Genomic DNA, 22,863 nt, shown 5'->3' with positions numbered 1-22,863 from the left:
TTAAGGATTCGTGAATGGCCATTTACAACCTAGGCTCAGTCAACATAGATTACTTCTACTCACTGCCCCACCTAGTTAGGCCGGGTGAAACACTCGCAGCCAATAACTTTACACAGGGGTTGGGTGGCAAGGGTGCCAACCAGAGTGTTGCCATTGCTAAAGCGGGTGGTCGCGTTAAGCATATAGGTGCGATGCACCCTGCAGATAAACGATACTTCGACCAATTAGAAGCGTTAAATATCGATACGACCCACCTATTTATGTCGGAAACGCCAACAGGTCATGGCATTGTTATGGTCGATGAAGAGTCGGCTGAGAATCAAATCCTTGTCTACCCAGGTGCTAACTTTGCTATTACCGAACAGATGGTAGATGAGGGCTTAAAGGATGCAACCGCGTCTGATTGGGCGCTCTGTCAAAACGAGACCTCGCAAACTGAACACTTCATGAAATGCGCAAAGGCTAAAGGGATGAAGCTCTGCTATTCAGCAGCTCCCTTCGACGCAGATAAGACCCTAGTGATGCTCCCGTTAATCAATATGTTGGTCGTCAATGAGATTGAGGCCAAGGATTTAGAGCGCGCATTGAACCGCCCGATTAAAGAGTGCGGCGTTGATCATATTCTAGTGACACTGGGTAGTCGTGGTGTTCGATATATAGGCTCAGAGGATGAGTTTATACTGCCCTCACCCACTGTCGACGCCGTTGATACGACCGGGGCCGGTGACACATTTCTGGGGCTTTTCCTCGCGCGCTATGACCAAACCGGGGATCTTAAAGCATCACTTCACTTTGCGGTTACCGGTGCGGCGATACAGGTGACACGCCCAGGGACAGCGGATGCTATTCCCTCTTTAGAAGAGATTGAATTAGCCCTTTAATCGGTTAAGCGATGATAAAGCCCACTGGCTCTATCGGTCTGTGTACTGATTGTCTGCTGTGTCACACTGCTGTTCATCTCGATAAGAGTAAATTGTGAACTGGCACGTGTAATGGCGGTGTAGAGAAGCTCTCTACTCAGTACAGGATTCGCTCGACTAGGTGACAGATACGCAACGTGCTTGAACTCCGAGCCTTGTGATTTGTGCACCGTCATGGCGTAAGCCGTCTCTACCGACTCTAAACGAAGGGGGTCGATCCATCGTACCGCATCTCCGCATTCGTTGATAAACGCCACACTAGGCTTGCCCTCTCGCTCTAAACAGACACCCACATCTCCGTTCGCTAGACCTACCGCGTAATCATTGGCAGTAACCATTACTGGACGGCCGATATACCACTCTTGACTCAGATCGATTAGCCCTTTTCTGGCTAATAGGGTCTCACAAATATGGTTAAGCGATTCAACACCCTCTGGTCCGCGACGCAGAGGGGTCAATAACCTAAAGTGGTCAAACAGCCTAAGCACCTCAAGTGGGTCGCAACATGGCTGAGTGAGTTTTCCTAAGTAGCTCGTATAACCCGGTATCTGTGGATCGCTACTTAAGACTCGATCAGCGATCTGCTGACGCAGGTCAGCTCCCGTTTGATAGTGAATATCGCTGTAGGTCTGTCGCCAAACAGCTTGGTAGTCAGTTAAAGACCCCTGGTTGACGGCCTTGGCTAGCTGACCAATGCCAGACTCACTGTTGAAGCGGTGACTGATTTTAAGTTGGCTAACAAAGCCTTCTGGGTTTGTATCACTCTCAACACGGCAGAGGTCTGCCAAGACAGAGCCTGCCTCAACTGAGGCTAACTGATCCTTATCGCCTAATAGAATAAGCTGTGTGCGATCACTCAATGCATCAAGCAGCGCATCGAACAGCTCAATATCCAACATGGATGCTTCATCTACAATCAACAGATCAACCGCCAAAGTATGCCCCTTATGATAACGATTTCTTCGACCAGCCGAAGAGACACCAATGAGTCGGTGGACCGTATCAACTTGAGCGTGTAACCCCTCTCCAAAACCTTCTGGAAGGCGCTCAAGTGCACTCCCAATTGAGGATGACAAACGTGCCGCCGCTTTGCCAGTTGGCGCTGCAAGTGCAATGTCAAAGGTATCACCTTGGTCATCCGCTAGACGTTTTAGTAGCGCCAGCAATTTAACCACTGTCGTCGTTTTACCGGTACCTGGACCACCGGTAATAACTGAAAAACGCTTAATTGCAGACTTTGCACAGGCCTCTCGCTGCCAATCAATGCTGGCGTCATCGTTCGGAAACAGTTGGTTCAGATACTTTTCTAACGAGTCCGTGTTGCTGGAGGGTTTCGATAGACGCTGTTTTAACCGCTCTGCAACGCGAGACTCTACCTGCCACATGCGCCTTAAGTAGAGACGCTCATGATCAAATATTAGGGGGGTATTCTCATCGGGCAGGCCCATCAACGGACTCTGATGAACTGCGTCAAGCCACTCACTCTTTGTTAATTGCTTAAACAGCTCACTGGGTAAAGGTATACCGGCTAATTTTGCAAACTCCGGTGGAAGTGCCAGGTAACGATCAGGATCCTTATAGAGGGAGTGAACATCGACACAACTGTGCCCACGCCCTAGCTGATGACTGACTAAGACTAAGGCTAAACCCGCCCATGCCGATTGATTGTCATACAGTTCCGATAGGTGAAGTGCGAGTTCCATATCAATAGAACGAATCCAACCTGCTTCCAACCAAAGCTCTAAGATCTGATTTAGATTCAAATCAGTGTTTGAGTCAGACCATAAATCAACTTGCTGCACTGTCTGCTCCCTGTTTAAACAACTGATCCAAACGCTCGATCTGTTCATAGCTTGGCTTGATTGCTAAACACCCCTCTCCCTCTGGCACGCCACGAAGATAGAGGTAGAGTGCCCCGCCCACTTTCTCATTAAATCCTTTGACTGGATTCTCTCTATATTCAACATCGCGGGCCAACAGCTGTCGATGCAGGGCGAGCAGGTAGATCATCAACTGCAGATCATAACGATGCTCCACCAGCGCCTCTTGCATCTTAGACTCAGTGTAATGGGAGGCATCAGGTCCTAGCCAGTTGGATTTATAATCACATACCCAGTACTGCCCATTCACTTCAAATGTAAGATCAATGAACCCTTTTAACAGGCCATTGATCGTCTGCTGTTCCAATCTCGGCCGCTCTAACTCAGGATAGATTGACTCAATACAGAGCTGATCCAGTTCCGCGACAGAGAGATGATGGGCACTGAAGATAAACTCCATCTCAGCTTGGTAGTGAGATAAGCCTGCAAGTGTCAGCTCAAAGCCAAGATCAATAGGTGTGGATAGCATCGATTCAAGCCATTGCTCTATCATCAATCCATTCTGATGCCATCGACTTGGCTGTTGCTCAATGCATACGGCACTCTTTATGAGTTCGGGATGGGTCGCGGTTTGAGAAAAACTCTGCTCTGCTGCTCGCTCTAATACTTCATGCAAAAAATTACCTGGAATCGCCCCACGCTCAAAGGCGTGAATGGTTCCGGGCTTGGCTTGATCAAAACGAATTAAATGATCGAACGGCTCCGTTTCAGTAATCGATTGATCCAACAAATTCTCTTCGATCTTAGAGTCGACTGCATGAGATTGAGTGCGACTTGCGATGGCAGAGTAACTGGTCATCCACCAAGATTCGCAATTAACAGGTTGAGTTAATCGCTGGCATTCAGGTGAGAACAGACGATTCGTTTTAACCTCTCTTTGTTCAACTTGATCAGAGACCGATTCAAGAAAAACCCCATCTCGCTGGCCCAAATTAAGAATGGCCTGGCTGAGTGCGTCGTAGAGATCCTCTTTGGACGGTTTTTTGGGAAGTGCCTCGTTGATTCCAAGAAGGCTTGCCATTGCGGACTTCTCAAAACCGTCAACGGCACCCAAGCCTATCCAACAGGCATATTTTGCTCGAGTGAGTGCGACGTACATTAGCCGCACCTCCTCTTCAAGCATCTCCCGTTCACTGAGTGGCTTCTCGTGTTTCTGAGTATCTTTATTCAGTTCTTGAACTTTTTGCCCATTAAGACGATAGGTTAAGCCCTTATCACTCACCTTTATGGACTGGCTGCTGACACCAAAGGGGATAAATACAATCGGATACTCTAGCCCTTTGGATTTGTGCATGGTGATGACTTGAACTCGCCCGGAGTCCGATTCCATGCGAATGAGCTGCTCCTCACCTGTACCGCTCGGATTGACGATCTGCTCGCCTAGGTAACGAATAATACCCAGCTCACCATTCACAACCGATACCTGTTTCTGAAGCAATTCAGCCAGGTGCAATAGATTCGTTAAACTTCTCTCTACCCTATTGCCTCGAGTCGCTCTCAATTTACGAGGTAGATCAAACTCGGTGATCAGAGCTCGAATGACGGCCGCAATATTAGTTCGCTTCCAGATCTGATTGAGCTCAACAAAGATCTGACTAATATCGACCCACTCAGACTCAGATTGATTCAGATGCAAGAGTTGGTCACGTGTTAAGCAGAGAACCGGCGAGGCTAACGCAGCCATGATTAACGATTTTGACCGTGGATGAGCTATGGCATTTAGAATTCGCCAAAGATCTTCCGCCTCTTGTGACTCAAACACACTCTCTTTATCAGACAGATAGACTGAAGAGATACCTGATTGATCGAGTGCTGTTCTTACCACTTTAGCTTCAGTGAAATTTCTCACTAGCACGGCAATATCGTCAGGCTGTATAGGCTCATCACCCATTGATAGTTCGCCAGCATCTGACCGGTTCAGTAACGAGGCGATTTTGCTTGCGGTATGAGTGGCCAGCGCTTGATGATAACGAGGCTTATTAATGCACTCGCCATCGTCCAAGCAGAACAGATGTAGACCATCGAGCCTCTGATTATTTGAGGTTAGGCTGCTCTTTAAGCCGTTGGCGTTAACCGGATAAAACGGCAGATGATTCACACCATGGACGTCTCTGAAGAGAAAAGCCCCCTTCTCTTTGAGATCAGCATCGACAAAGAGTCCATTAACCGCAGAAATGACCGATTCACTCGAACGATAGTTGGTGCCAAGGGTATAGAGTTTATCTTGGCTCCCCTCTCTCGCCTCGAGATAGGTATGAATATCAGCCCCCCTAAAACTGTAGATGGCCTGTTTTGGATCTCCAATCATGATCCACGCGCAATCATCAACATTTTGATAAAGCGTACTGAATATACTGAACTGCAGTGGGTCGGTATCTTGAAACTCATCTATCAACGCGACTGGATACTGTGTACGGACTCTGGAAGCTAAGTTACTCCCCAGTGGCCCTTTAAGCCCCCTCTCTAGAAGGACTAAAAGATCATCAAAATCGAGGGCACCTGTGCTCTCTTTGAGCAGCGTAAAACGCTCTGATACCCAGTCTAAGGCGTGCAATAAAATGGGTTCGAGTTTTGGACGACGCTGAAGACGGTCTGTATAGGCAGAAAGTAGATCCACTGCTGGGTGATCAGGCAGAGGCTTGCCTTTGTTTAGTTTGCCTTCAAAGGTCAAATATTGAATCAGTGAATCCGGACTGTCAGGCACCTCTCCATCAATGGCCCACTGTCGCATCGCCAGAAGCTGATCACTGAAACCAGGCTCTTTAACTCGCCCACCATTAAAGTGTTTGGCCTCAAACTGGCCTCTCAGTGATGCTTCAATCTCATCAATGTGATCCCGCCAAATAGTCAGCAGCTTAGTGCTACAGCTCTCTAAGTCGTTAAGCCACTTATTGATGGACTGAGCGACAGTGCGAGGATCAACACTCTTATCAAGAGGTTCCCCTTTCCAGTGCAGTTTGGCATCGCTTGACAGTGATCGATAGATCCAACCGTAGAGAGCCTCTGGTGACTTCAAGAGAGTCCCTATCTGTTCAGCCACTCTGGGCTCCAACACCGAACAGTGAATACGCCAGTAATCTCGACACGCCTCTTCGAGTTGGGCCAAGCCATCATCACCCAGTTGTAGATCAAACAGAGTATTAGAGTCGAACGCATGCGCTGTCAGCATGCGCTGTGCCCAACCATGAATGGTGAAAATTGCTGCTTCATCCATCCAGTCAGCGGCACGTTCCAATTTCAATGCGCAGCCTTCCCACTCCTCAGGGGGATAACTCTGCATTAATGCAGAGGTAAAGTGATCGTCACTCTGCTCTAGCTCCCTAAACACCCGCGCAGTCGTGCTTAAGTTACTGCGAATACGGTCTCGCAATTCGAGTGTCGCGGCATTGGTAAAGGTTACGACCAAAATTTCGGGTGGCAGTAGCTCTCTTTTGAAAGCCTGATCACCGCCATGTCCCAGCACCAAGCGAACGTAGAGGGCCGCCAAGGTATAGGTTTTACCAGTACCCGCACTCGCTTCGATCAAGGATGCGCCCGAGAATGGGAACTCTAGTGGGTTCAGTGATATAGGGGTCATCGGCTACCCTCACGCCAGATATCACTGTATTCAATTAGTGGCGAGTAGAGGCGCGCCGCAAAATCCGCTAACCCAGCCTCTTTGATCTGTTCAAAACTCTCCCAGAGTTGAGCCAATTCAGGCTCACGTTGCCGTTCATTAAAGGTGAACTCACCCTCAAACTGAGTGGCAGCCTGTGACTCGCCCTTATTTAACAGAGCAAGCGAGGTTCTAGCCGCAATCGGTTTGGGACTTTCAAGCATCTCTCGACGCGCTTGATCTAAGGCTTCAAGCAACCGGATCGCCTCTTGAGACTCAACCACTTTAAGATGGGTCACAGCATCAGGACCAATAAAATAAGTGGTCGTAGGCCCTAAGCAGGCATTTAAGAGAAGGTGTTTTGGCCAACTGCCTAACATGCGATCCTGTTTGACCGCTCCTTTTTCAATCGCTGCACCGCTAAGCTTCACCACAGTGGCCCACTGCTTTTCTAGCTGGTAAAGAGCACCACTTTCACCGGTAATGGTCGCATCGCTCATCGCGAGATGAAGCTTAAGACTGTCCTGCTGCTGCCAATTGTATCGATCGGTGAGCCAATCAAGATGTCGACAGATCGATCCAAGGTGGCTCTTTATAGCTCTAACTGGTTTTTCCGCGTAACCACCCCAGGGTAACGTGCCCAGATCTTTTAACCGATCGACAACAGATTCTATCTTGATCTCACGATCCTCTTTGTTGGGGTATCCGAGCAGTTCTACTGCCGCCGACTTGAGCAGATGATCATCAAGCTTAGAGATCACGAAGGGTTCACTCTCCTGTGACTGCTCTTTCGGGAGAGGCAGTGAGGTCCCAATCAGTGATTGGTAGTAGTATCGAGCAGGTGCTTTGTAAAAACGATTGAGCTCGTCAATGGACAGCTGCAGATCTAGCTCAACCGATGCAGCAACCGAGTTCAGCTCTGAATCAGGCTGATGCACTGCCTGCCACTCATGAGCAAAGGTGATTAAGGCAGAGTTTTGATCAAAATAGTCCTGTGCGAATGGCTGCAGAGGGTGTTTGTCGGTTAACAGTTCTAATACCTTTACTGCCTTGTCAGGATTGACCCAATGCGCATCAATAAAATCACGCAGCTGAGCGACCAAGACCGAGGGAGGTCGTTCACTATTGTCCACCGCACTGCGCCCTACCCAACTGATTGAAAGCGACTCCCTCGCTGATAGCAAGGCTTCAAGAAAGAGGTATCGATCATCGTCCCTGCGAGAACGATCACCTGGTCTAAAGAGTGACGAGCGCGCCATTAAATCAAAGTCGTTTCTAACCTGGGGTCGAGGGTAAGCACCGTCCTGCATACCCAGTAGATAGATCCGTTTAAAGGGAATCGCACGCATTGGCATGAGAGTCGCAAAAGTGACGCCGCCGGACATAAACCGACGGTTAAGATCGGGGGCATCCAAAGCATCAAGCAGAAGCTGACTGAATAGATGGAGCGGGACAGGTTCTGACACCTCAGCTGAGGCGGCTCGCTCCTGTATCGCCTTAAGTTCAGTCAACAGCGACGACTCAATCATCTGTTCATCAGGTTCGATGCAATCGAATATCTGCGTCATCAGGCGCTCGATTCGTTCCACCCACAGATCAAGTGTATGGTGATTCTCGATAAAACTGGCCCACTCAGAAAACACCCTTAACAGTTGTGCCAGCGATCCTACAGCATTGGCACTGACCCCTTTAACTGACGTAAGAGGTACCACGCCTCGAACCCCGTCAGATTCGCCTAAGGCATAACCGGTCAGCAATCGGCGCAGACCAAACAACCAAGAGTTCTGCTCTATTCCAGTAGTGACACCCAATAGGGATCGATGTTGTGCATTTAATCCCCATCGAACACCCGCATCATTGATCCACTCTTGAAGTGTCGCTAAAGACTCAGTGTCAAATTGGAACTTACGCCGTATTGCGGGCACATCTAACAACTCAAATAGGACCGTAACGCCCATGCGTTGGGTGTTTAGTGTCAATAGACGCTCGAGCGCACCAATCATGGAGTGGGTTGAAGAGCGACTTTGATCACTAATGCTAAAGGGGATGAAGCGTTCATCACTGGTTGAAAGTCGGCCAAACACGCTTTCGATCTGAGCACGATAATCATCGACATTCGGTACCATCACCAAGATATCGCGTGGTCGCAAGCTTGGATCATCCCTCAACGCACTGATCAATTGATCTTGCAGGATATCTACCTCACGTTGTGCGCTGTAAGCTTCAACAAAACGCAAACTTTGATCACCACTGGCTAATACCCTAGGTTCGAACTGAGGTGACTCTAGCTCGAGTATGTCATGCTGTATTTGGTGCAACAAACTCTTAGGTGTGGCTTCATCTTCAAACAGATCGATTCGATTTAAACCAAACTGACTCTGGAAAAAGTGACTCTCATCATAGAGATCCAACAGACGAACAAAATCGCGCCCCTGTTTACCCCAGGCCGCTAACAGTGGCTGGGATGGATGCTCAATGGCGAATAGATCTTCTGCAGGTTTTTCTAACTGTCTTCGATTCTTAGCCGTTAACAGGTCCCGACCATCAATGATATCGGCCCAGTAGTGCTTACAAGGATTGAGAACACAGAAAAGAATCTGGATATGCTGTGATAAAGCATCAATCGCCTCTAGGGCTTGTTTAGGCAGCGATGAGACGCCAAATATGATCAATCGTTTAGGCAGTTTTGTCCGATCAACATGACCTTCTGAGCAGCATTGCAAAAAGCGTTGGTGTACAACAGGACGAGAGAGTGATTGTTCTGAACCCAAATCGTCACAGATGAGTTGCCATAAAAGCGACTGCCAGCAATCATCCGCCGCGAGGGGTAATGAACGATTTTGGGCGTCAGTAATCTGCTCACCACCCTCTGCCCAATGGTTCAGCCAATCGCCACGATAGATCTGATATTGATCGTAAAGATCCGCCAACTGCTGTGCCAACTGCCAACGCCTCTGTTGATCAGAGTCGTCCTTCAGGAATTGATTGAGAGGTTCGAAAGGTGCGGTTTGAGGTAAGCGATTGAGTAATCTGAATAGACGCCAGCTTAAGCGTGGTTTATCAAATGGAGAGACTTTAGGGACGGCCTCTTCACCCAGTACCGATCGATAGGCTCGCCAGATAAACATAGAGGGTAGAGAGAATTGGATGTTAGCGGCAACACCCACACCGCCCTGCTCTCTATCTTCAGCTAGGGCAAACTTAATCCACTGTCCAATACCGTTGCTTTGAACCAGTATCTCCTCTTTATCGAAAAGATCCAGCGGATGATTAGCAAGCCACTCAACCAAGACTGATTTCAGGGTCTCTTGACGGTTTGAGTGAAGCATAACCAAACCCGGTTCTGGTCGGTTTCGACTGTCGTATGACTGATCCATTCACTCTCCCTGATTAAGTTCTCCCATTGTCTCAATCAGGATAGAAAAAACAAGCATTTAGATGATTTGTCTGACTCGTTTAGCGATGGTGTTTACAGCAAAGCCTGCACGTGAACTCAGCTCTTTAATACGACTCTTCATCTGAGAGCTGCTAACATCAACGGTCCCGTTCGTCGCAAAAAGAACCCAGTTACCATCGCCCGTGGTACAACTAAAAAGAGAATCGAATCGTTCACGTAGCCTGTCTAAAATCTCCACTTCACGATGATCACTCCAGCAGTTAAGCACCAACCAACCTTTTGGACTCAATCGTGCCACTGCCGCATCGATAAACACCGCTTCAACTTGAATCTCATTCAATCCCTCAGAGGTGTATAAATCCGCAGTGATCAGATCAAACTTACGTTTCACTGGTCTTTGCAGATATTCATAGGCATCAGACACCTCAATGTTGATTCGTTTAGACCGAGGCAGATAGAAGTACCTATGAGCAACCTCAACCACCTCAGGACTGATCTCAACAATCTCCTGTTTCACATTTGGCAAAATGGAGTGCAGCGCCCCATTCAGAGAGCCAGCTCCCAGACCTAGCGAGAGAGCACGGTTAGGGGAAAGATACAAAAGAGGAAAGATCATCGCCCTTATAAAGGCATATTGAGGCACTTCTGGAGACTGTTTAAGGATACAGCTCTGCTCATCAGTTTCACCAAAGCTTAGATAGCGACAGTTTCCATCATCCAAGACAATGACAGTGCCAAACTCATCATGGCCGCGATAGATCTCTTTAGGCAGCATGACAACGATAGATCACGGTAGTACCTATGCCCAACTGACTGTCTAGCGTTAATTCAGCATTGTGTTGTCGTGCAATACCCTGAGCTAAACTCAATCCCAACCCTAATCCAGATCCAATAGATCGCGTGGTATAGAAGGGATCAAAGGCTCTCGCTCTCTGCTCATCACTCATGCCAACACCGCTGTCCTTAACCGATATCTCTATCTCACCACCCACTAAGCGACCTTGTATCCTGATCGTGCTCACCTCTTGAGACGCCAACACAGCGTTCTCTATTACAGCGGCAAACATCTTCTCTAACTGTTTTGGATCGGCCACAACAGATAAGGCTTCAGGAAGCGACAATGCAGCTCCTTTAGGTAGAAGCTGAATAAGCAAACCATTCAGATCAACAGTCTGTCGCTGCAAACCCTGTTCGGAGTTGAATCTGAGTAACCCCTCGACTATCGATTGTATTCTGGTTACCCCCTGCAGTGACTCACGGGAAACCTCTTCGAGCTCATCAAACAATTCAGAGAAGTGGTGCCTGTTAAACCAATCTCTTAACTGAGGCAAGCTGGTCTCAGAGGAGTTAAGCAGCTCATTCAGTGTTGATAGTAGTGATGTTTGACTCGAAACATAATCCAAATTAGATCGCACGAACGCTAAGGGATTATTGATCTCATGTGCCGCCCCACTGGCTAGCTGTGCAACAGAGGCAAGCTTTTCAGCGGCAATGCGTTGCTCATTAATGGTTAGCAACTGCTGTCTAAGCAGAATATTTCGCTGCCCAACGGACAAGCGAGCCGCTAGCTCATCACGATTAATCGGTTTGGTTACGTAATCATCGGCCCCTGAAGAGAGACCATCAACAAGACTGGTTGTCTCGTCTCGACTGGTGACAAGAATGATATGAATTGCTAGATGGGGATAAGCTAAGCGTATCTTTTCACAGAGGTCTGGGCCTGACAGACCTGGCATCTCCCAATCGAGTAGTAGTAGAGAGGGAGTGAGCCCATGTGATTGAATGTGCTCCCACAACTGGTCACCGGTTTCAAAAACACTAGGGTTATGGCCAATTTGTCTAGCTACAAATTCAAGCTGCGCCCTAAACGTTGGGCTGTCATCAGCAATCAGAAGCTGCATGTGAAATCTCAATAGAGGGGCCGAAGCCCCTTAGCGTTAAGGGCGTAAGTAAGCATAACCCTCTTTCTGAAGCTCCATCAAACGCACGACGCCAGAGGGTACTTTTTTGGCTTCACTCAGCAACACCAAATCCTTGCCAGCTTTCTTGCTCATTTTTGTATAAGTGTTATTACACGCCGAAAACTTGAAACTCTCATCCATACCTAGAGTTTCCAGACGCTCTTTTACCGGCGAATTTTCAAGATACATGTTTAAACCAGGGCCATAGGCAACCAGTTCAACAATCACATCATCACCTTTCGCTGAATAGTAAGCTTTAACATTTTGCGCATTGTTTAGTGCTAAGTTCATTACTTTAGGATCGTTTTCATCAACATGAATTGCGAGACGTTGAGTGTCAGCGAACGCTGAAGTTGAAACTAAAGCTGCAGCGAGTAGAAGTGTTTTTTTCATGGTAAAACCCTGTTTTTTTTAGTTATAAAAAAGCCCCGGCACTGCCGAGGCTTTCATTTTTAGAATCATAGGGTTAATTAGTCAAGCACTAGTCAATAACCCTAATGATTGAAGTGATGATATCGTGCTCATGGGCATCAACCTCTTCACGTTTAGCAACGTCATGAACTTTGACGATTGAGCCATCTCGACGTTTGATCTTGTAGGTCATGTCCCAGCCTTGCGTCTCACTGTCCTTGTAGTGATTAGCGACACGCTCCCTATCACCATGATCAACGATATCGAGGAAGGTTTCAGAATCTCTTAAGAGAACATCAGAGTTACGCATTGTGATCTGCTCTAAGCGCTGAGATACATGCAGGATCTTTGCAAAGCCTGGTGCTAGGATCATAACGCCTTCTGAAATAACTTTACCGACCTCATTTAACATGGCATCTACGAGAGAGGCATGATCAATCGATTCACTCAATTTGGTGGTTTCGGTAAAGGTCAGTACAGCACCCGAAATAATTCCTTGATCACGGCGATATGGGCTGATGTTCATAAGGTATTTTTCACCCTTACTTTCCAACTCCCGGCGCACAGGAGAGCCTGTCTGGATGACATTATCCAGAAGCTTTTCAAAATCTGGAACATCAATGTGACGAGGCAGCTTAGTCAACTTATGGCCTACATCGTCCGGCAAAATACCGAAGAGTCGAACGGCTTGCGGTGTGAATCGAGCGACGCGATGATCAGTATCCACCACGATCAAACCCATATCCAATGAACGCTGAATATTCACTAAGGTTTCATTACTGTCAGTCAACAGAATCGATTTAGCCTGTAACTCGTCGTTAACGGTTGTTAACTCTTCATTGGTGGCTTGCAACTCCTCGTTAGTCGTTTCCAACTCCTCATTAGAAGCCTGCAGCTCCTCGGTCGAAGCTTGCAACTCTTCATTCAGAGCCTGAAGCTCTTCATTTGAGGTCTCAAGCTCTTCAACAACGGCCTGAAGGTGATCGCGAGTACGTTGCAACTCCTCTTCTAGCTCTTCAACCACTCCCGCATCCGCAGAAGCCTTAGGTGGATTATCGGTGCTGACGGCAGGAGTCTCTACAATACGGTTGAAACTCATGAGGTAGGCCTGAGTTTCACTGATGTTATCAACCACGCGTTGAACCGAAATATTAACGGTAGAGGTAACATCATCAGGAAACTTAAATCGCACGATGTGATCAATTTTGTCCTGCTCGCCACGGGAGACCCTATTGATCAAAGCGCGAACCTCGGTCCGTATCTGAGGATGTGACAGACTGACGATGTCAAAGTTAGCTTTACCTGGATTGATTTTTAGGTAGGGAGAGATATCCCCAAAGTACTTAATTGGTTGGAACTGATCACTCAACTGGATACTAGGAGGGGCAAAACTGTCGATCAGTGCTGAAAAGACCTTCTCCTCTATCCGGTGAGCTGGCGTTGGATTATTGGTGTTTTTTAATGACTGAACCGTATTGGTAATACCTTTCACCAATGCACCAGAGAAGCGACCATAAGAGACGGCACCTGGTTTACGCTTGTAGAGCTTGTTCGATTTATCTACAAAATCGAACAGTTTGTCACCCGTTGAACCTATGGATTCAGACTTTCCTAAGAATAGGTAGCCACCAGGGTTAAGAGCGTAGTGGAAATTATTGACCAACTGATCCTGCAGAGGGTTATTCAAATAAATCATCAAGTTACGGCAACTTACAAGATTCATTCTAAGGAAAGAAGGGTCTTTTACCAGATCGTGCTTAGCAAACATACACATGTCTCTAACCCACTTTTTAATCCGATACTTATTAGCCTCTAGATCAAAATAGGTACTTAACATCGCAGGAGAGAGATTTTCTACCGCAGCATCGACATAGATACCCTGCCTAGCGATATCTAGATTGAGTTCATTGATATCCGTAGCAAAGATTTTAACGTCGAATCCTCTTAGGGTTGCGCCTAGACGCTCCGCCAACATAATGGCGATGGTGTAGACCTCCTCACCGGTAGCACAGGCAGGAACCCAAATACGAATAGAGCGACTCTGTTCTGCTTGTTTAATGATGTTATCAAGCACTTTACCCAGTGCATCAAACGCCTCTTCATCACGAAAGAAGCTGGTAACAGAGATGAGAAAGCTGCGCTGAACCAACTCCAACTCATCAGGGTCTTTGTCTACATGCGCAAAATAGTCATCGATAGAGTTGAGCCTTAACGCTGACATACGGCGCTGAAGTTGACGCTCAAGCGTTGCCCGTTTGTATTGACGGAAATCCAAGCCAGTCTCTGTCAAAATACGCTCAATAAGAGAGTCGATTGAGACAACCGTCTCTTCATCTTTTCCAACAGACTTCAACACCTCAGGACGGTGGTGACTGTCGGACAGGTAGTTAGCAATCTCTTCTGGGGATAGGATTAGATCTGCCAAACGCGCACGGATCGCTGAGTTTGGCATGCCATCGTACTTAGCCGTATCCGGTTGTTGAGCGATCGTAATACCACCTGCATCACGCACTTCACGAAAACCCTGCGTACCATCAGAGCCGGTACCCGACAGAACCACGGCAATGGATCGGCTTCCGTAGTTGATGGCTAGCGACTTAAACAGCTTATCGATAGAGGGCTTAGCACCCACATCGTCAGAAGGTAACGAGATATGGAATCGACCATCAACCACTGAAATATCGGTATTGGGAGTGTTAACGTAGACGGTGTTGGGTTTAATCTCGACGCCATCTTCAGCCCCAACCACTTCGTAATCACAGTTTTTAGAGAGCAACTCAACCAACAGACTGCGATGCTGAGGTGCCATGTGCTGGGCAATGACAAAGGCTAAATGGCCATTAGGTTGGGAGCTTCTCAGTACAGCTGTAATAGCCTCAAGGCCACCAGCAGATGCCCCCAAAGCCACAACAATTAAACCATCAGACATCTCGGCAGGTAGTCGAGTATCATTCACATTATCCAAAACAGACCTCTAACATCAGTGTTTATAGATTCAGGATAGTTGAATCACGTAAAAAAGGAATAGTTAGAAAAAAATAATCTGCATCCAGCTCTTTTCTACTTGCAGAATAAATTTCACACCATAAAATACGCAGCCAAATACGACCGTAGCTCAGTTGGTTAGAGCACTACCTTGACATGGTAGGGGTCGGCAGTTCGAATCTGCCCGGTCGTACCAGATATTAAGCCTCGCTTTAGCGGGGCTTTTTTGTATTCTTCTGTTGGAGTCTTATCGTAGATGAGACGACGCCCTATCGCGGCCTTTTCAAGACCGCTCCAACTTTATTTTTGCACAGCTTTGCTGCCCGAAGGGTGAGCACCATGGAAGGTGCGAATGAATCCCTCGGTCGTACCAGATATTAAGCCTCGCTTTAGCGGGGCTTTTTTGTGCACTTTTGTTGGAGTCTTATCGAAGATGAGACGATACCCTATCGCGGCCTTTTCAAGACCGCTCCAACTTATACCCCATACAAAAGTTGAATATTGTTATACACTTAAACAATCATAATTGTAACAGCAGTTATTTCTAATACTTGGCCTAATCTATTGGCCTTAGCTTTATCACAATAATTAATACTATTTCGTACAGAGGAATTTAGAGTGTCAGTCATTCTTAAAGAGAAATTCGAAGGCCCATCAGCTTGGAAAGGCAAAGATATAAAAGATGATGGATCTTGGATCTACCACTGGTCCGATGAGTCAATCGCCATTCTTGAAAAAGGACTTGCCGCAGTCAAAGCGAAAGGCCTAACTACACCTAACTTCACTAAAGAAGATTTCCCGATCACCGAGCTTGCGGAAGAGATCAACTACTTCAATACCGAGCTTGAGGATGGCAAAGGCTTCATACTTATCCGCGGCCTACCTATTGAGCGTTACACTGACGAAGAGACCGCAATTATCTACTACGGCCTTGGCCTTCATATGGGTATCCCTGTATCACAGAACATCAAAGGCGATATGATCGGCCACGTGAAAGATATCGGTGCAAAAGATCCTAAATCGGTCCGTGTTTATGAAACCAATGAGTATCTACCCTACCACGCAGACCTCTCTGACGTTGTCGGACTATTAAGTCTTCGCAAAGCCAAATCCGGCGGCATGAGCAGCTTGTCTAGCGCCATTACTCTTTTCAATGAGATTCTAGAAAACCATACCGAGTACCTTGGCCTGTTGCACCGCCATTTCCTAATGGAGCACATCAATAATGGTGATGCCGGCCCGGTACCAATTTTCAGTTACTACAAAGGCAAACTGAGTGCGATGCATCTGCGCCAGTACATTGAAATTGCACAAGAGAAAGCTGGACTGCCACTGTCACCAGTAGAGGTAGAAGCCTTTGATCTGGTTGATTCGATCTTGAATGACCCCGATATCCGCTTGGATATGATGATGGAACCGGGTGATATTCAGTTTGCTAATAACTATACAATTTTCCACTCTCGTACTGGCTTTGAAGATTACGAAGAGGAAGATAAGAAGCGTCATCTCCTACGACTTTGGCTGAAGATGCCGAACGCACGAGAGTGTGCACCTGACTTCCCTGGTAAAGAGGGTATCGCTAAGCGATAGTCGGTCTCTGTGTTATAAAAACCTCGCTTTTGCGGGGTTTTTTATTGGTTGTTGGAGTCTTGTCGAAGATGAGATGATTAACCCATCGCGGCCTTTGCAAGACCGCTCCAACAGATAATGCCGATCCAACAGATCGCTCCAAAAATATAGAGGCTAGTCTTGTCCGGTATCGATTGCCGAGTGCTTCAACTGCTCTAGCTGATCGCGCAACTGAGCCGCCTTCTCAAACTCCAAGTTTTTAGCGGCTTCATACATTTTGTCTTCCAATGTCGATAGTGCTTTAGAGAGCTCTTTAGGCGACATCGCTTTGGCAGAGAGTTGGTACTCTGGCGTTGGTTCAGCCGCTTTACGAGCTGATTGTTTACCCACCTTCTTACCAGGAATGGTTGCCCCTTCCATGATGTCAGCAACGGACTTCTGAATACCTTTTGGCGTAATGCCGTGCTCTTCGTTGAATGCAATCTGCTTTTCACGACGGCGCGCGGTTTCATCCATCGCGCGCTGCATAGATCCGGTAATTCGGTCGGCATAGAGAATCGCTCGACCATTTACATTACGCGCGGCACGCCCGATGGTCTGAATCATAGAGGTATCCGATCGTAAGAAGCCCTCTTTATCGGCATCAAGAATCGTCACTAGAGATACTTCCGGCATGTCGATACCCTCACGAAGCAGGTTGATACCGACTAAGACATCAAACTCCCCTATTCGTAGATCTCGTATGATCTCAACACGCTCAACAGTATCGATATCAGAGTGCAGGTAGCGCACTTTGACATCATGCTCCGCTAGATACTCTGTTAAATCCTCGGCCATCCGCTTAGTCAGCACAGTTACAATAACTCGCTCACCTTTAGCGACGGTTTTACGTACCTCCCCAAGCAGGTCATCGACCTGCGTCTGAGCAGGCCTCACTTCAACCACTGGATCGACCAACCCCGTCGGTCTAACCACCTGCTCAACAATCGCTTGAGCATTGGCCGCTTCATATTTACTGGGCGTGGCAGAGACAAAAATCATTTGGGGCGCTAGATGCTCCCACTCCTCAAACTTAAGCGGTCGGTTATCCAGCGCTGAGGGTAAGCGGAAACCGTACTCAACCAGCGTCTCTTTTCGTGAACGGTCACCACGATACATAGCACCCAACTGCGGAACGGTGACATGAGACTCATCGATCACCAACAACGCATTATCTGGTAGGTACTCGAACAGGGTCGGTGGCGGTGCACCGGCAGGCTTCCCTGACAGGTAACGCGAGTAGTTCTCAATACCAGAGCAGTAACCTAGCTCGAGGATCATCTCAATATCATAGAGCGTGCGCTGTTCTAACCGCTGCGCCTCCACCAACTTGTTGTTGTCGCGAAGCTGTTTGAGCCTCTCTCGCAACTCCTCTTTGATATGCTCGACCGCCTCAAGCAGTGTCTCGCGCGGTGTGACGTAGTGGGTTTTAGGGTAGACCGTTGCACGCGGCACGCGACGCAATACTTCACCGGTTAAAGGATCAAACCAGGCGAGCTCCTCAATCTCATCGTCAAACAGCTCAATGCGAAGCGCATCACGATCCGATTCTGCAGGATAGATATCGATCACATCCCCTCGGACGCGATAGGTACCACGGTGCAAATCAATATCGTTTCGTGTGTATTGGAGCTCTGCCAGTCGACGCAACAACCCGCGCTGATCAATTCGATCGCCCCGGTCCAAATGGAGCATCATCGCCAAATAGGATTTAGGGTCACCCAAACCGTAAATGGCTGAGACGGTGGCCACAATGATGGCATCGTCTCGTTCTAACAGAGCCTTGGTTGCAGAGAGTCGCATCTGCTCAATGTGATCGTTAACCGACGCGTCTTTCTCGATGAAGGTGTCCGACGATGGAACATAGGCCTCTGGTTGGTAATAGTCGTAGTAGGATACAAAATACTCTACTGAGTTGTTTGGAAAAAACTCCTTAAACTCACCGTACAGCTGAGCCGCCAGGGTTTTATTGTGCGCCAATATGATCGTAGGTCGTTGAACTTCAGCAATGACGTTGGCAACGGTAAAGGTCTTACCCGAACCGGTCACACCCAATAGAGTTTGCGACGCAAGACCGGACTCCAAACCATCCACTAGGCCAGCAATCGCCGTTGGCTGATCCCCTGCAGGTTCAAATTTGGATGAGACTTTAAACGGAGTTTTCATTCATCAGACCTAAAATATTAAAAAACGCGGAGTTATAAGGGTTTCAGGGGATTATAACGGAACTCAAACTCCTATATAATGTGCAGCGCTTTATAAAAGCTACACGAACATTTCGTTTTTTGAGGATATTTCGATTGGACGTTCGACTCTCTAACCGCGTCAACAACATTAAGCCGTCACCTACCCTGGCTGTCACTAACCGTGCTGCTGAGCTTCGTGCTGCTGGTCAAAACATTATTGGCCTGGGTGCAGGTGAACCTGACTTTGATACTCCTGAACACATCAAAGCCGCTGCTATTGCAGCCATTAACAAGGGTATGACCAAATACACCGCTGTCGATGGTACACCAGCGCTTAAAAAAGCGATTATTGAGAAGTTCTCAAAAGACAACGGTCTCTCTTACGAGCCAAACCAGATTCTGGTCTCATCAGGCGGTAAACAGAGCTTTTTCAACCTATCACTGGCACTGATCAATGAAGGTGATGAAGTAGTAATCCCTGCACCCTACTGGGTCTCTTACCCTGATATGGTTCTGGTCTCTGATGGTGTACCCGTCATTGTTCCAACGACTCAGGAACAGCGCTTTAAAATGACTGCTGAGCAGTTAAAAGCGGCTCTAACGGACAAGACTCGTCTTGTTGTTATTAACAGCCCTTCAAACCCAACAGGCGTTGCTTACACGCTTGATGAGCTGAAAGCGCTGGCTGAAGTTTTGAAAGAGTACCCAGAGGTTCTGATTGCGACGGATGACATGTATGAGCACATTCGTTTCAATGACCAACCCTTTGTGAACATTCTTAATGCAGCACCGGAGCTTTACGATCGTACCATCGTCTTGAATGGTGTCTCTAAGGCCTACTCTATGACTGGCTGGCGTATCGGTTATGCTGCAGGTCCCGCTAAACTCATCGGCGCGATGAAAAAGGTGCAGTCTCAATCGACATCTAACCCTTGTTCAATTGCACAAGAAGCAGCCCGTGCTGCACTGGAAGGCGATCAGGGTTGTGTTGCTGAGATGGTTGTTGCTTTCAAAGAGCGCCATGAATTTGTCGTTTCAGAACTGAACAAAATCGAGGGTGTTGAGTGCATCCCTGCCGATGGCACTTTCTACGCATTCCCAAGCTTCCAAGGTGTCATCGATGCACGTTCAGACATCAACGATGATATTGAACTGGCTGAATACCTACTTCAGGAAGCTGGTGTCGCACTGGTACCTGGTTCTGCATTCGGCGCGCCTGGCAATATGCGCCTCTCCTTTGCAACTAGCAAAGAGATACTGGCCGATGCGATAGAGCGAATCGCGAAAGCACTCGCCTAAGCAGGTCTAACTGAACTACACTAAACCGGATCTCGTATCCGGTTTTTTTATGTACAGACCTTTGTTATTAATTTAGAAGTTGCTAATATAGACTTCATTGACTATTTAACGAATTTGACAGGATCTTTTATGAACGCTCGCTTTGCAAAGCAGTCACTTGCGATTTCGATTGCCACCCTGATTTCAGCATCAACACAGGCTGGTGTTTTGACCGATCTATATAACAGCGCTCTTAAAAATGATGCTTCTTATCAAGAGAGTCGCGCATCGGCACTAGCAACAGAGACTGGGTATGACATTGCTCTTTCTAATTTATACCCGTCTATCGCTATGACCGGTACTAGTTCAAGATCAAATGCAACGGGTAGCTCTACAACCACTAACGGTATGACATTAACCATTGATCAGACCCTCTTCAGCATGCCGGCTTGGTACGGTTATAAAGCAGCGAACCAGCTGCCGGAGATCACCCAACTCTCTATAGAGGCTGCTGATCAGGGCTTGATGTTCCGCCTTGTTTCTACCTACCTTGCTGCTCTTAAAGCCAAAAACGGTCTAGAGGTCGCTGAAGCGCAGGAGCGAGCACTGAAACGTCGTCTAGATCAGGTGAACGCACAGTTTGAAGTGGGCTTGATTGCGATTACCGATGTACTTGAAGCTCGCGCCTCTTACGATGATGCACGTGCTTCCCTGTTTACAGCACAGAGCGGTGTTGAAAGCGCTCTCGATTCGCTAGAAAAAATGACGGGCGTTAGTGGCGTAGATCTTAAAAAGATTCAAGCTAATTACCCTATCGAGGGCATTACTGAAGGGTCAGAATCAGAGTGGGTAGAGAAAGCGTTAGCGGGTAATATCACCCTTCGTCTGAAGAAATTGTCCGAGATTTCAGCCGGTTATGAAGCAGAAGCCTATGCATCTGCTCACCTGCCAACCCTATCATTCCGCTACAACGCTCTGAGCGGTGATACCGCTTATGAAACACGTGGTGATTACAACACATCACTAACGCTAAGCATTCCAATTTTTAGCGGCTTTGAAACGACTGCGAACCAAGACAAGTACGCCTACAAACACACTGAGGCTCTGTTCGCTTACGAAGGTGAAGTTAAAACGGTTAAAGCCGATACTCGTAAATTACTGCGTGATATCGAAGCGAGCGTTAAAACCGTTGAAGCTCGCAAAGTCGCACTGGAATCTCGTGAAAAAGCACTAGAGGCAACCTCTCAAGGGTTTGAAGTCGGTACACGCAACATCGTTGATGTGCTCAACGCTGAAACCGCACTCTACGCAGCTAAAACAGACTACGCAGAAGCGCGTATCGATCACATTGCGCTTGTCACAGAAATGAAATCTACTCTAGGTACACTGAGCCCTGCAGACATTGAGTCTCTTGATAGCTGGCTAGAAGGTTAAGTGTATGAATGGTGCTGTCCGTCAGTACCTACTAATTACGGGTAATTACTGGGCGTTCACCCTCACGGATGGCGCCCTTCGCATGTTGGTGGTGCTCTATTTCCACCAACTCGGTTACTCACCTCTTCAGATTGCCTTTCTATTCCTCTTTTACGAACTCTTTGGAGTCGTCACCAATCTAGTCGGTGGTTGGCTCGGAGCTCGTATTGGTCTTAATAGGACCATGAACATAGGACTCGCCTTACAGATTGGCGCGCTAGCCATGCTGGCAGTACCTTCAGCCTATCTAACCATAGCCTGGGTGATGGCCGCGCAAGCGCTTTCCGGCATTGCTAAAGACCTAAATAAAATGAGTGCGAAAAGTGCCATCAAGCAACTGGTTCCTGAAAACGCCGAAAGTTCTCTATTTAAATGGGTCGCACTGCTTACAGGATCGAAAAACACGCTAAAAGGTGTAGGCTTCTTTATGGGTGGTGCCCTGCTGGTCTGGCTAGGGTTTCAAGGGGCGGTTACCGCCATGGCCGCGGTCTTACTGATTGTCTGGATCAGCTCTCTACTGCTTCTAAAAAAAGAGTTGGGTAAAGCGAGCTACAAACCTAAATTCAGAGAGATATTCTCTAAAAGTGACTCCGTCAATAGACTCTCAGCAGCCCGATTCTTTCTATTCGGTGCACGGGATATCTGGTTTGTCATTGCACTGCCCGTCTTTCTTGCCGAAACCCTTAACTGGGGCGAAGAGGCAACCGGGGCGTTTATGGCGATGTGGATTATTGGCTACGGCATTATTCAAGCGTCATCGCCAAAACTGCTTAATAACAGAGAGCACCCACCCAGTCGTGATCGAGCCGTCACGCTAGCAGCCCTGTTAACCATAGTGCCAACCGCGATTGCCGCACTGCTCTTCGCAGAGGTCGAGCCCACCTGGGTCATAATGGTGGGTTTAGCGCTGTTTGCCCTGATCTTTGCTCTCAACTCAGCCGTTCACAGTTATCTAATTGTTAGCTATGCCAAAGCAGACGGTGTCTCGTTAGATGTGGGGTTCTATTACATGGCTAATGCCATGGGGCGCTTGATCGGCACCCTGCTATCGGGTGCACTGTTTCAGTGGGCTGGATTGGGTGTTGCTGGGCTAGTGGCCTGCCTTGTTGGATCTGCGATTATGGTTTTAGCAGCGGCGCTACTCAGCCGAAAACTACCAGTCTAACCCA

At 47.7% G+C, this 22,863-nt stretch carries 13 protein-coding genes and 1 tRNA gene; 6 read left to right on the top strand and 8 right to left on the bottom strand.

The genetic code is table 11. The annotated features are described in order from the left end of the window. Positions 1 to 14 precede the first annotated feature (14 nt). Complete coding sequence (locus XMD564_RS03840) at positions 15 to 881, top strand: ribokinase (protein WP_173484506.1); 867 nt, start codon at positions 15 to 17, stop codon at positions 879 to 881. Here XMD564_RS03840 and recD read toward each other — a convergent pair. The 7 genes from recD to XMD564_RS03805 all read right to left on the bottom strand — a co-directional run bounded on the left by recD (position 878) and on the right by XMD564_RS03805 (position 15,120). Further along, positions 878 to 2,722 (bottom strand): exodeoxyribonuclease V subunit alpha, encoded by a 1,845-nt coding sequence (gene recD / locus XMD564_RS03835; RefSeq protein WP_173494424.1) that lies wholly within the window; start codon positions 2,720 to 2,722, stop codon positions 878 to 880. The genes XMD564_RS03840 and recD overlap by 4 nt on opposite strands. After that, positions 2,709 to 6,377 carry an exodeoxyribonuclease V subunit beta gene (recB, locus tag XMD564_RS03830; RefSeq protein WP_173507834.1) on the bottom strand — a complete coding sequence of 1,223 codons (3,669 nt, stop codon included), beginning with the start codon at positions 6,375 to 6,377 and terminating at the stop codon, positions 2,709 to 2,711. Before recB ends, recD begins: the two co-directional genes overlap by 14 nt. Next, the gene (gene recC, locus XMD564_RS03825) at positions 6,374 to 9,772 is read right to left on the bottom strand and encodes an exodeoxyribonuclease V subunit gamma (RefSeq protein WP_173507833.1); all 3,399 of its coding nucleotides are present in this window, start codon (positions 9,770 to 9,772) and stop codon (positions 6,374 to 6,376) included. The genes recB and recC overlap by 4 nt, the downstream gene beginning before the upstream one ends. A 57-nt stretch (positions 9,773 to 9,829) precedes the next feature. Further along, positions 9,830 to 10,567, bottom strand: a complete 738-nt coding sequence (locus XMD564_RS03820) for a spermidine synthase (protein ID WP_173507832.1) — start codon at positions 10,565 to 10,567, stop codon at positions 9,830 to 9,832. Beyond that, positions 10,557 to 11,693: a sensor histidine kinase gene (locus XMD564_RS03815; RefSeq protein WP_173507831.1), complete on the bottom strand. Its 1,137-nt coding sequence runs from the start codon at positions 11,691 to 11,693 to the stop codon at positions 10,557 to 10,559. The genes XMD564_RS03820 and XMD564_RS03815 overlap by 11 nt, the downstream gene beginning before the upstream one ends. Before the next feature lie 36 nt (positions 11,694 to 11,729). Beyond that, positions 11,730 to 12,146, bottom strand: a complete 417-nt coding sequence (locus XMD564_RS03810) for a DsrE family protein (RefSeq protein ID WP_173484500.1) — start codon at positions 12,144 to 12,146, stop codon at positions 11,730 to 11,732. 88 nt (positions 12,147 to 12,234) lie between these two features. Further along, the gene (locus XMD564_RS03805) at positions 12,235 to 15,120 is read right to left on the bottom strand and encodes a chemotaxis protein CheB (RefSeq protein WP_371740249.1); all 2,886 of its coding nucleotides are present in this window, start codon (positions 15,118 to 15,120) and stop codon (positions 12,235 to 12,237) included. A 148-nt stretch (positions 15,121 to 15,268) separates the two neighbouring features. On the opposite strand from XMD564_RS03805, the gene XMD564_RS03800 reads away from it, so the two are divergent. Next, positions 15,269 to 15,345, top strand: a tRNA-Val gene (locus XMD564_RS03800). Between the two features lie 422 nt (positions 15,346 to 15,767). Beyond that, positions 15,768 to 16,739 carry a TauD/TfdA family dioxygenase gene (locus XMD564_RS03795; RefSeq protein WP_173495540.1) on the top strand — a complete coding sequence of 324 codons (972 nt, stop codon included), beginning with the start codon at positions 15,768 to 15,770 and terminating at the stop codon, positions 16,737 to 16,739. A gap of 153 nt (positions 16,740 to 16,892) precedes the next feature. On the opposite strand, the gene uvrB is transcribed toward XMD564_RS03795, so the two are convergent. Then, positions 16,893 to 18,923 carry an excinuclease ABC subunit UvrB gene (gene uvrB / locus XMD564_RS03790; RefSeq protein ID WP_173482455.1) on the bottom strand — a complete coding sequence of 677 codons (2,031 nt, stop codon included), beginning with the start codon at positions 18,921 to 18,923 and terminating at the stop codon, positions 16,893 to 16,895. A 134-nt stretch (positions 18,924 to 19,057) separates the two neighbouring features. On the opposite strand from uvrB, the gene XMD564_RS03785 reads away from it, so the two are divergent. The 3 genes from XMD564_RS03785 to arsJ all read left to right on the top strand — a co-directional run bounded on the left by XMD564_RS03785 (position 19,058) and on the right by arsJ (position 22,859). Continuing rightward, positions 19,058 to 20,242, top strand: a complete 1,185-nt coding sequence (locus tag XMD564_RS03785) for a pyridoxal phosphate-dependent aminotransferase (RefSeq protein ID WP_173507829.1) — start codon at positions 19,058 to 19,060, stop codon at positions 20,240 to 20,242. Positions 20,243 to 20,371: 129 nt separating this feature from the next. After that, positions 20,372 to 21,655 (top strand): TolC family outer membrane protein, encoded by a 1,284-nt coding sequence (locus XMD564_RS03780; RefSeq protein WP_173507828.1) that lies wholly within the window; start codon positions 20,372 to 20,374, stop codon positions 21,653 to 21,655. A gap of 4 nt (positions 21,656 to 21,659) precedes the next feature. Continuing rightward, positions 21,660 to 22,859, top strand: a complete 1,200-nt coding sequence (gene arsJ, locus XMD564_RS03775; RefSeq protein WP_173507827.1) for an organoarsenical effux MFS transporter ArsJ — start codon at positions 21,660 to 21,662, stop codon at positions 22,857 to 22,859. The last annotated feature ends 4 nt before the right edge of the window (positions 22,860 to 22,863 follow it).

Origin of the sequence: Marinobacterium sp. xm-d-564, assembly GCF_013283345.1 — a bacterium.
In the GTDB taxonomy this organism is placed as follows: Bacteria; Pseudomonadota; Gammaproteobacteria; order Pseudomonadales; family Balneatricaceae; genus Marinobacterium_E.
Note: the sequence above shows the minus strand (reverse complement) of the source record. Positions and strands in the feature narration are given on the sequence as shown.

Coding starts and splice junctions, on each gene's coding strand:
- XMD564_RS03840 (WP_173484506.1), top strand. CDS start 15: ATGGCCATTTACAACCTAGGCTCAGTCAACATAGATTACTTCTACTCA.
- recB (WP_173507834.1), bottom strand. CDS start 6,377: ATGACCCCTATATCACTGAACCCACTAGAGTTCCCATTCTCGGGCGCA.
- recC (WP_173507833.1), bottom strand. CDS start 9,772: ATGGATCAGTCATACGACAGTCGAAACCGACCAGAACCGGGTTTGGTT.
- XMD564_RS03820 (WP_173507832.1), bottom strand. CDS start 10,567: ATGCTGCCTAAAGAGATCTATCGCGGCCATGATGAGTTTGGCACTGTC.
- XMD564_RS03815 (WP_173507831.1), bottom strand. CDS start 11,693: ATGCAGCTTCTGATTGCTGATGACAGCCCAACGTTTAGGGCGCAGCTT.
- XMD564_RS03810 (WP_173484500.1), bottom strand. CDS start 12,146: ATGAAAAAAACACTTCTACTCGCTGCAGCTTTAGTTTCAACTTCAGCG.
- uvrB (WP_173482455.1), bottom strand. CDS start 18,923: ATGAAAACTCCGTTTAAAGTCTCATCCAAATTTGAACCTGCAGGGGAT.
- XMD564_RS03780 (WP_173507828.1), top strand. CDS start 20,372: ATGAACGCTCGCTTTGCAAAGCAGTCACTTGCGATTTCGATTGCCACC.
- arsJ (WP_173507827.1), top strand. CDS start 21,660: ATGAATGGTGCTGTCCGTCAGTACCTACTAATTACGGGTAATTACTGG.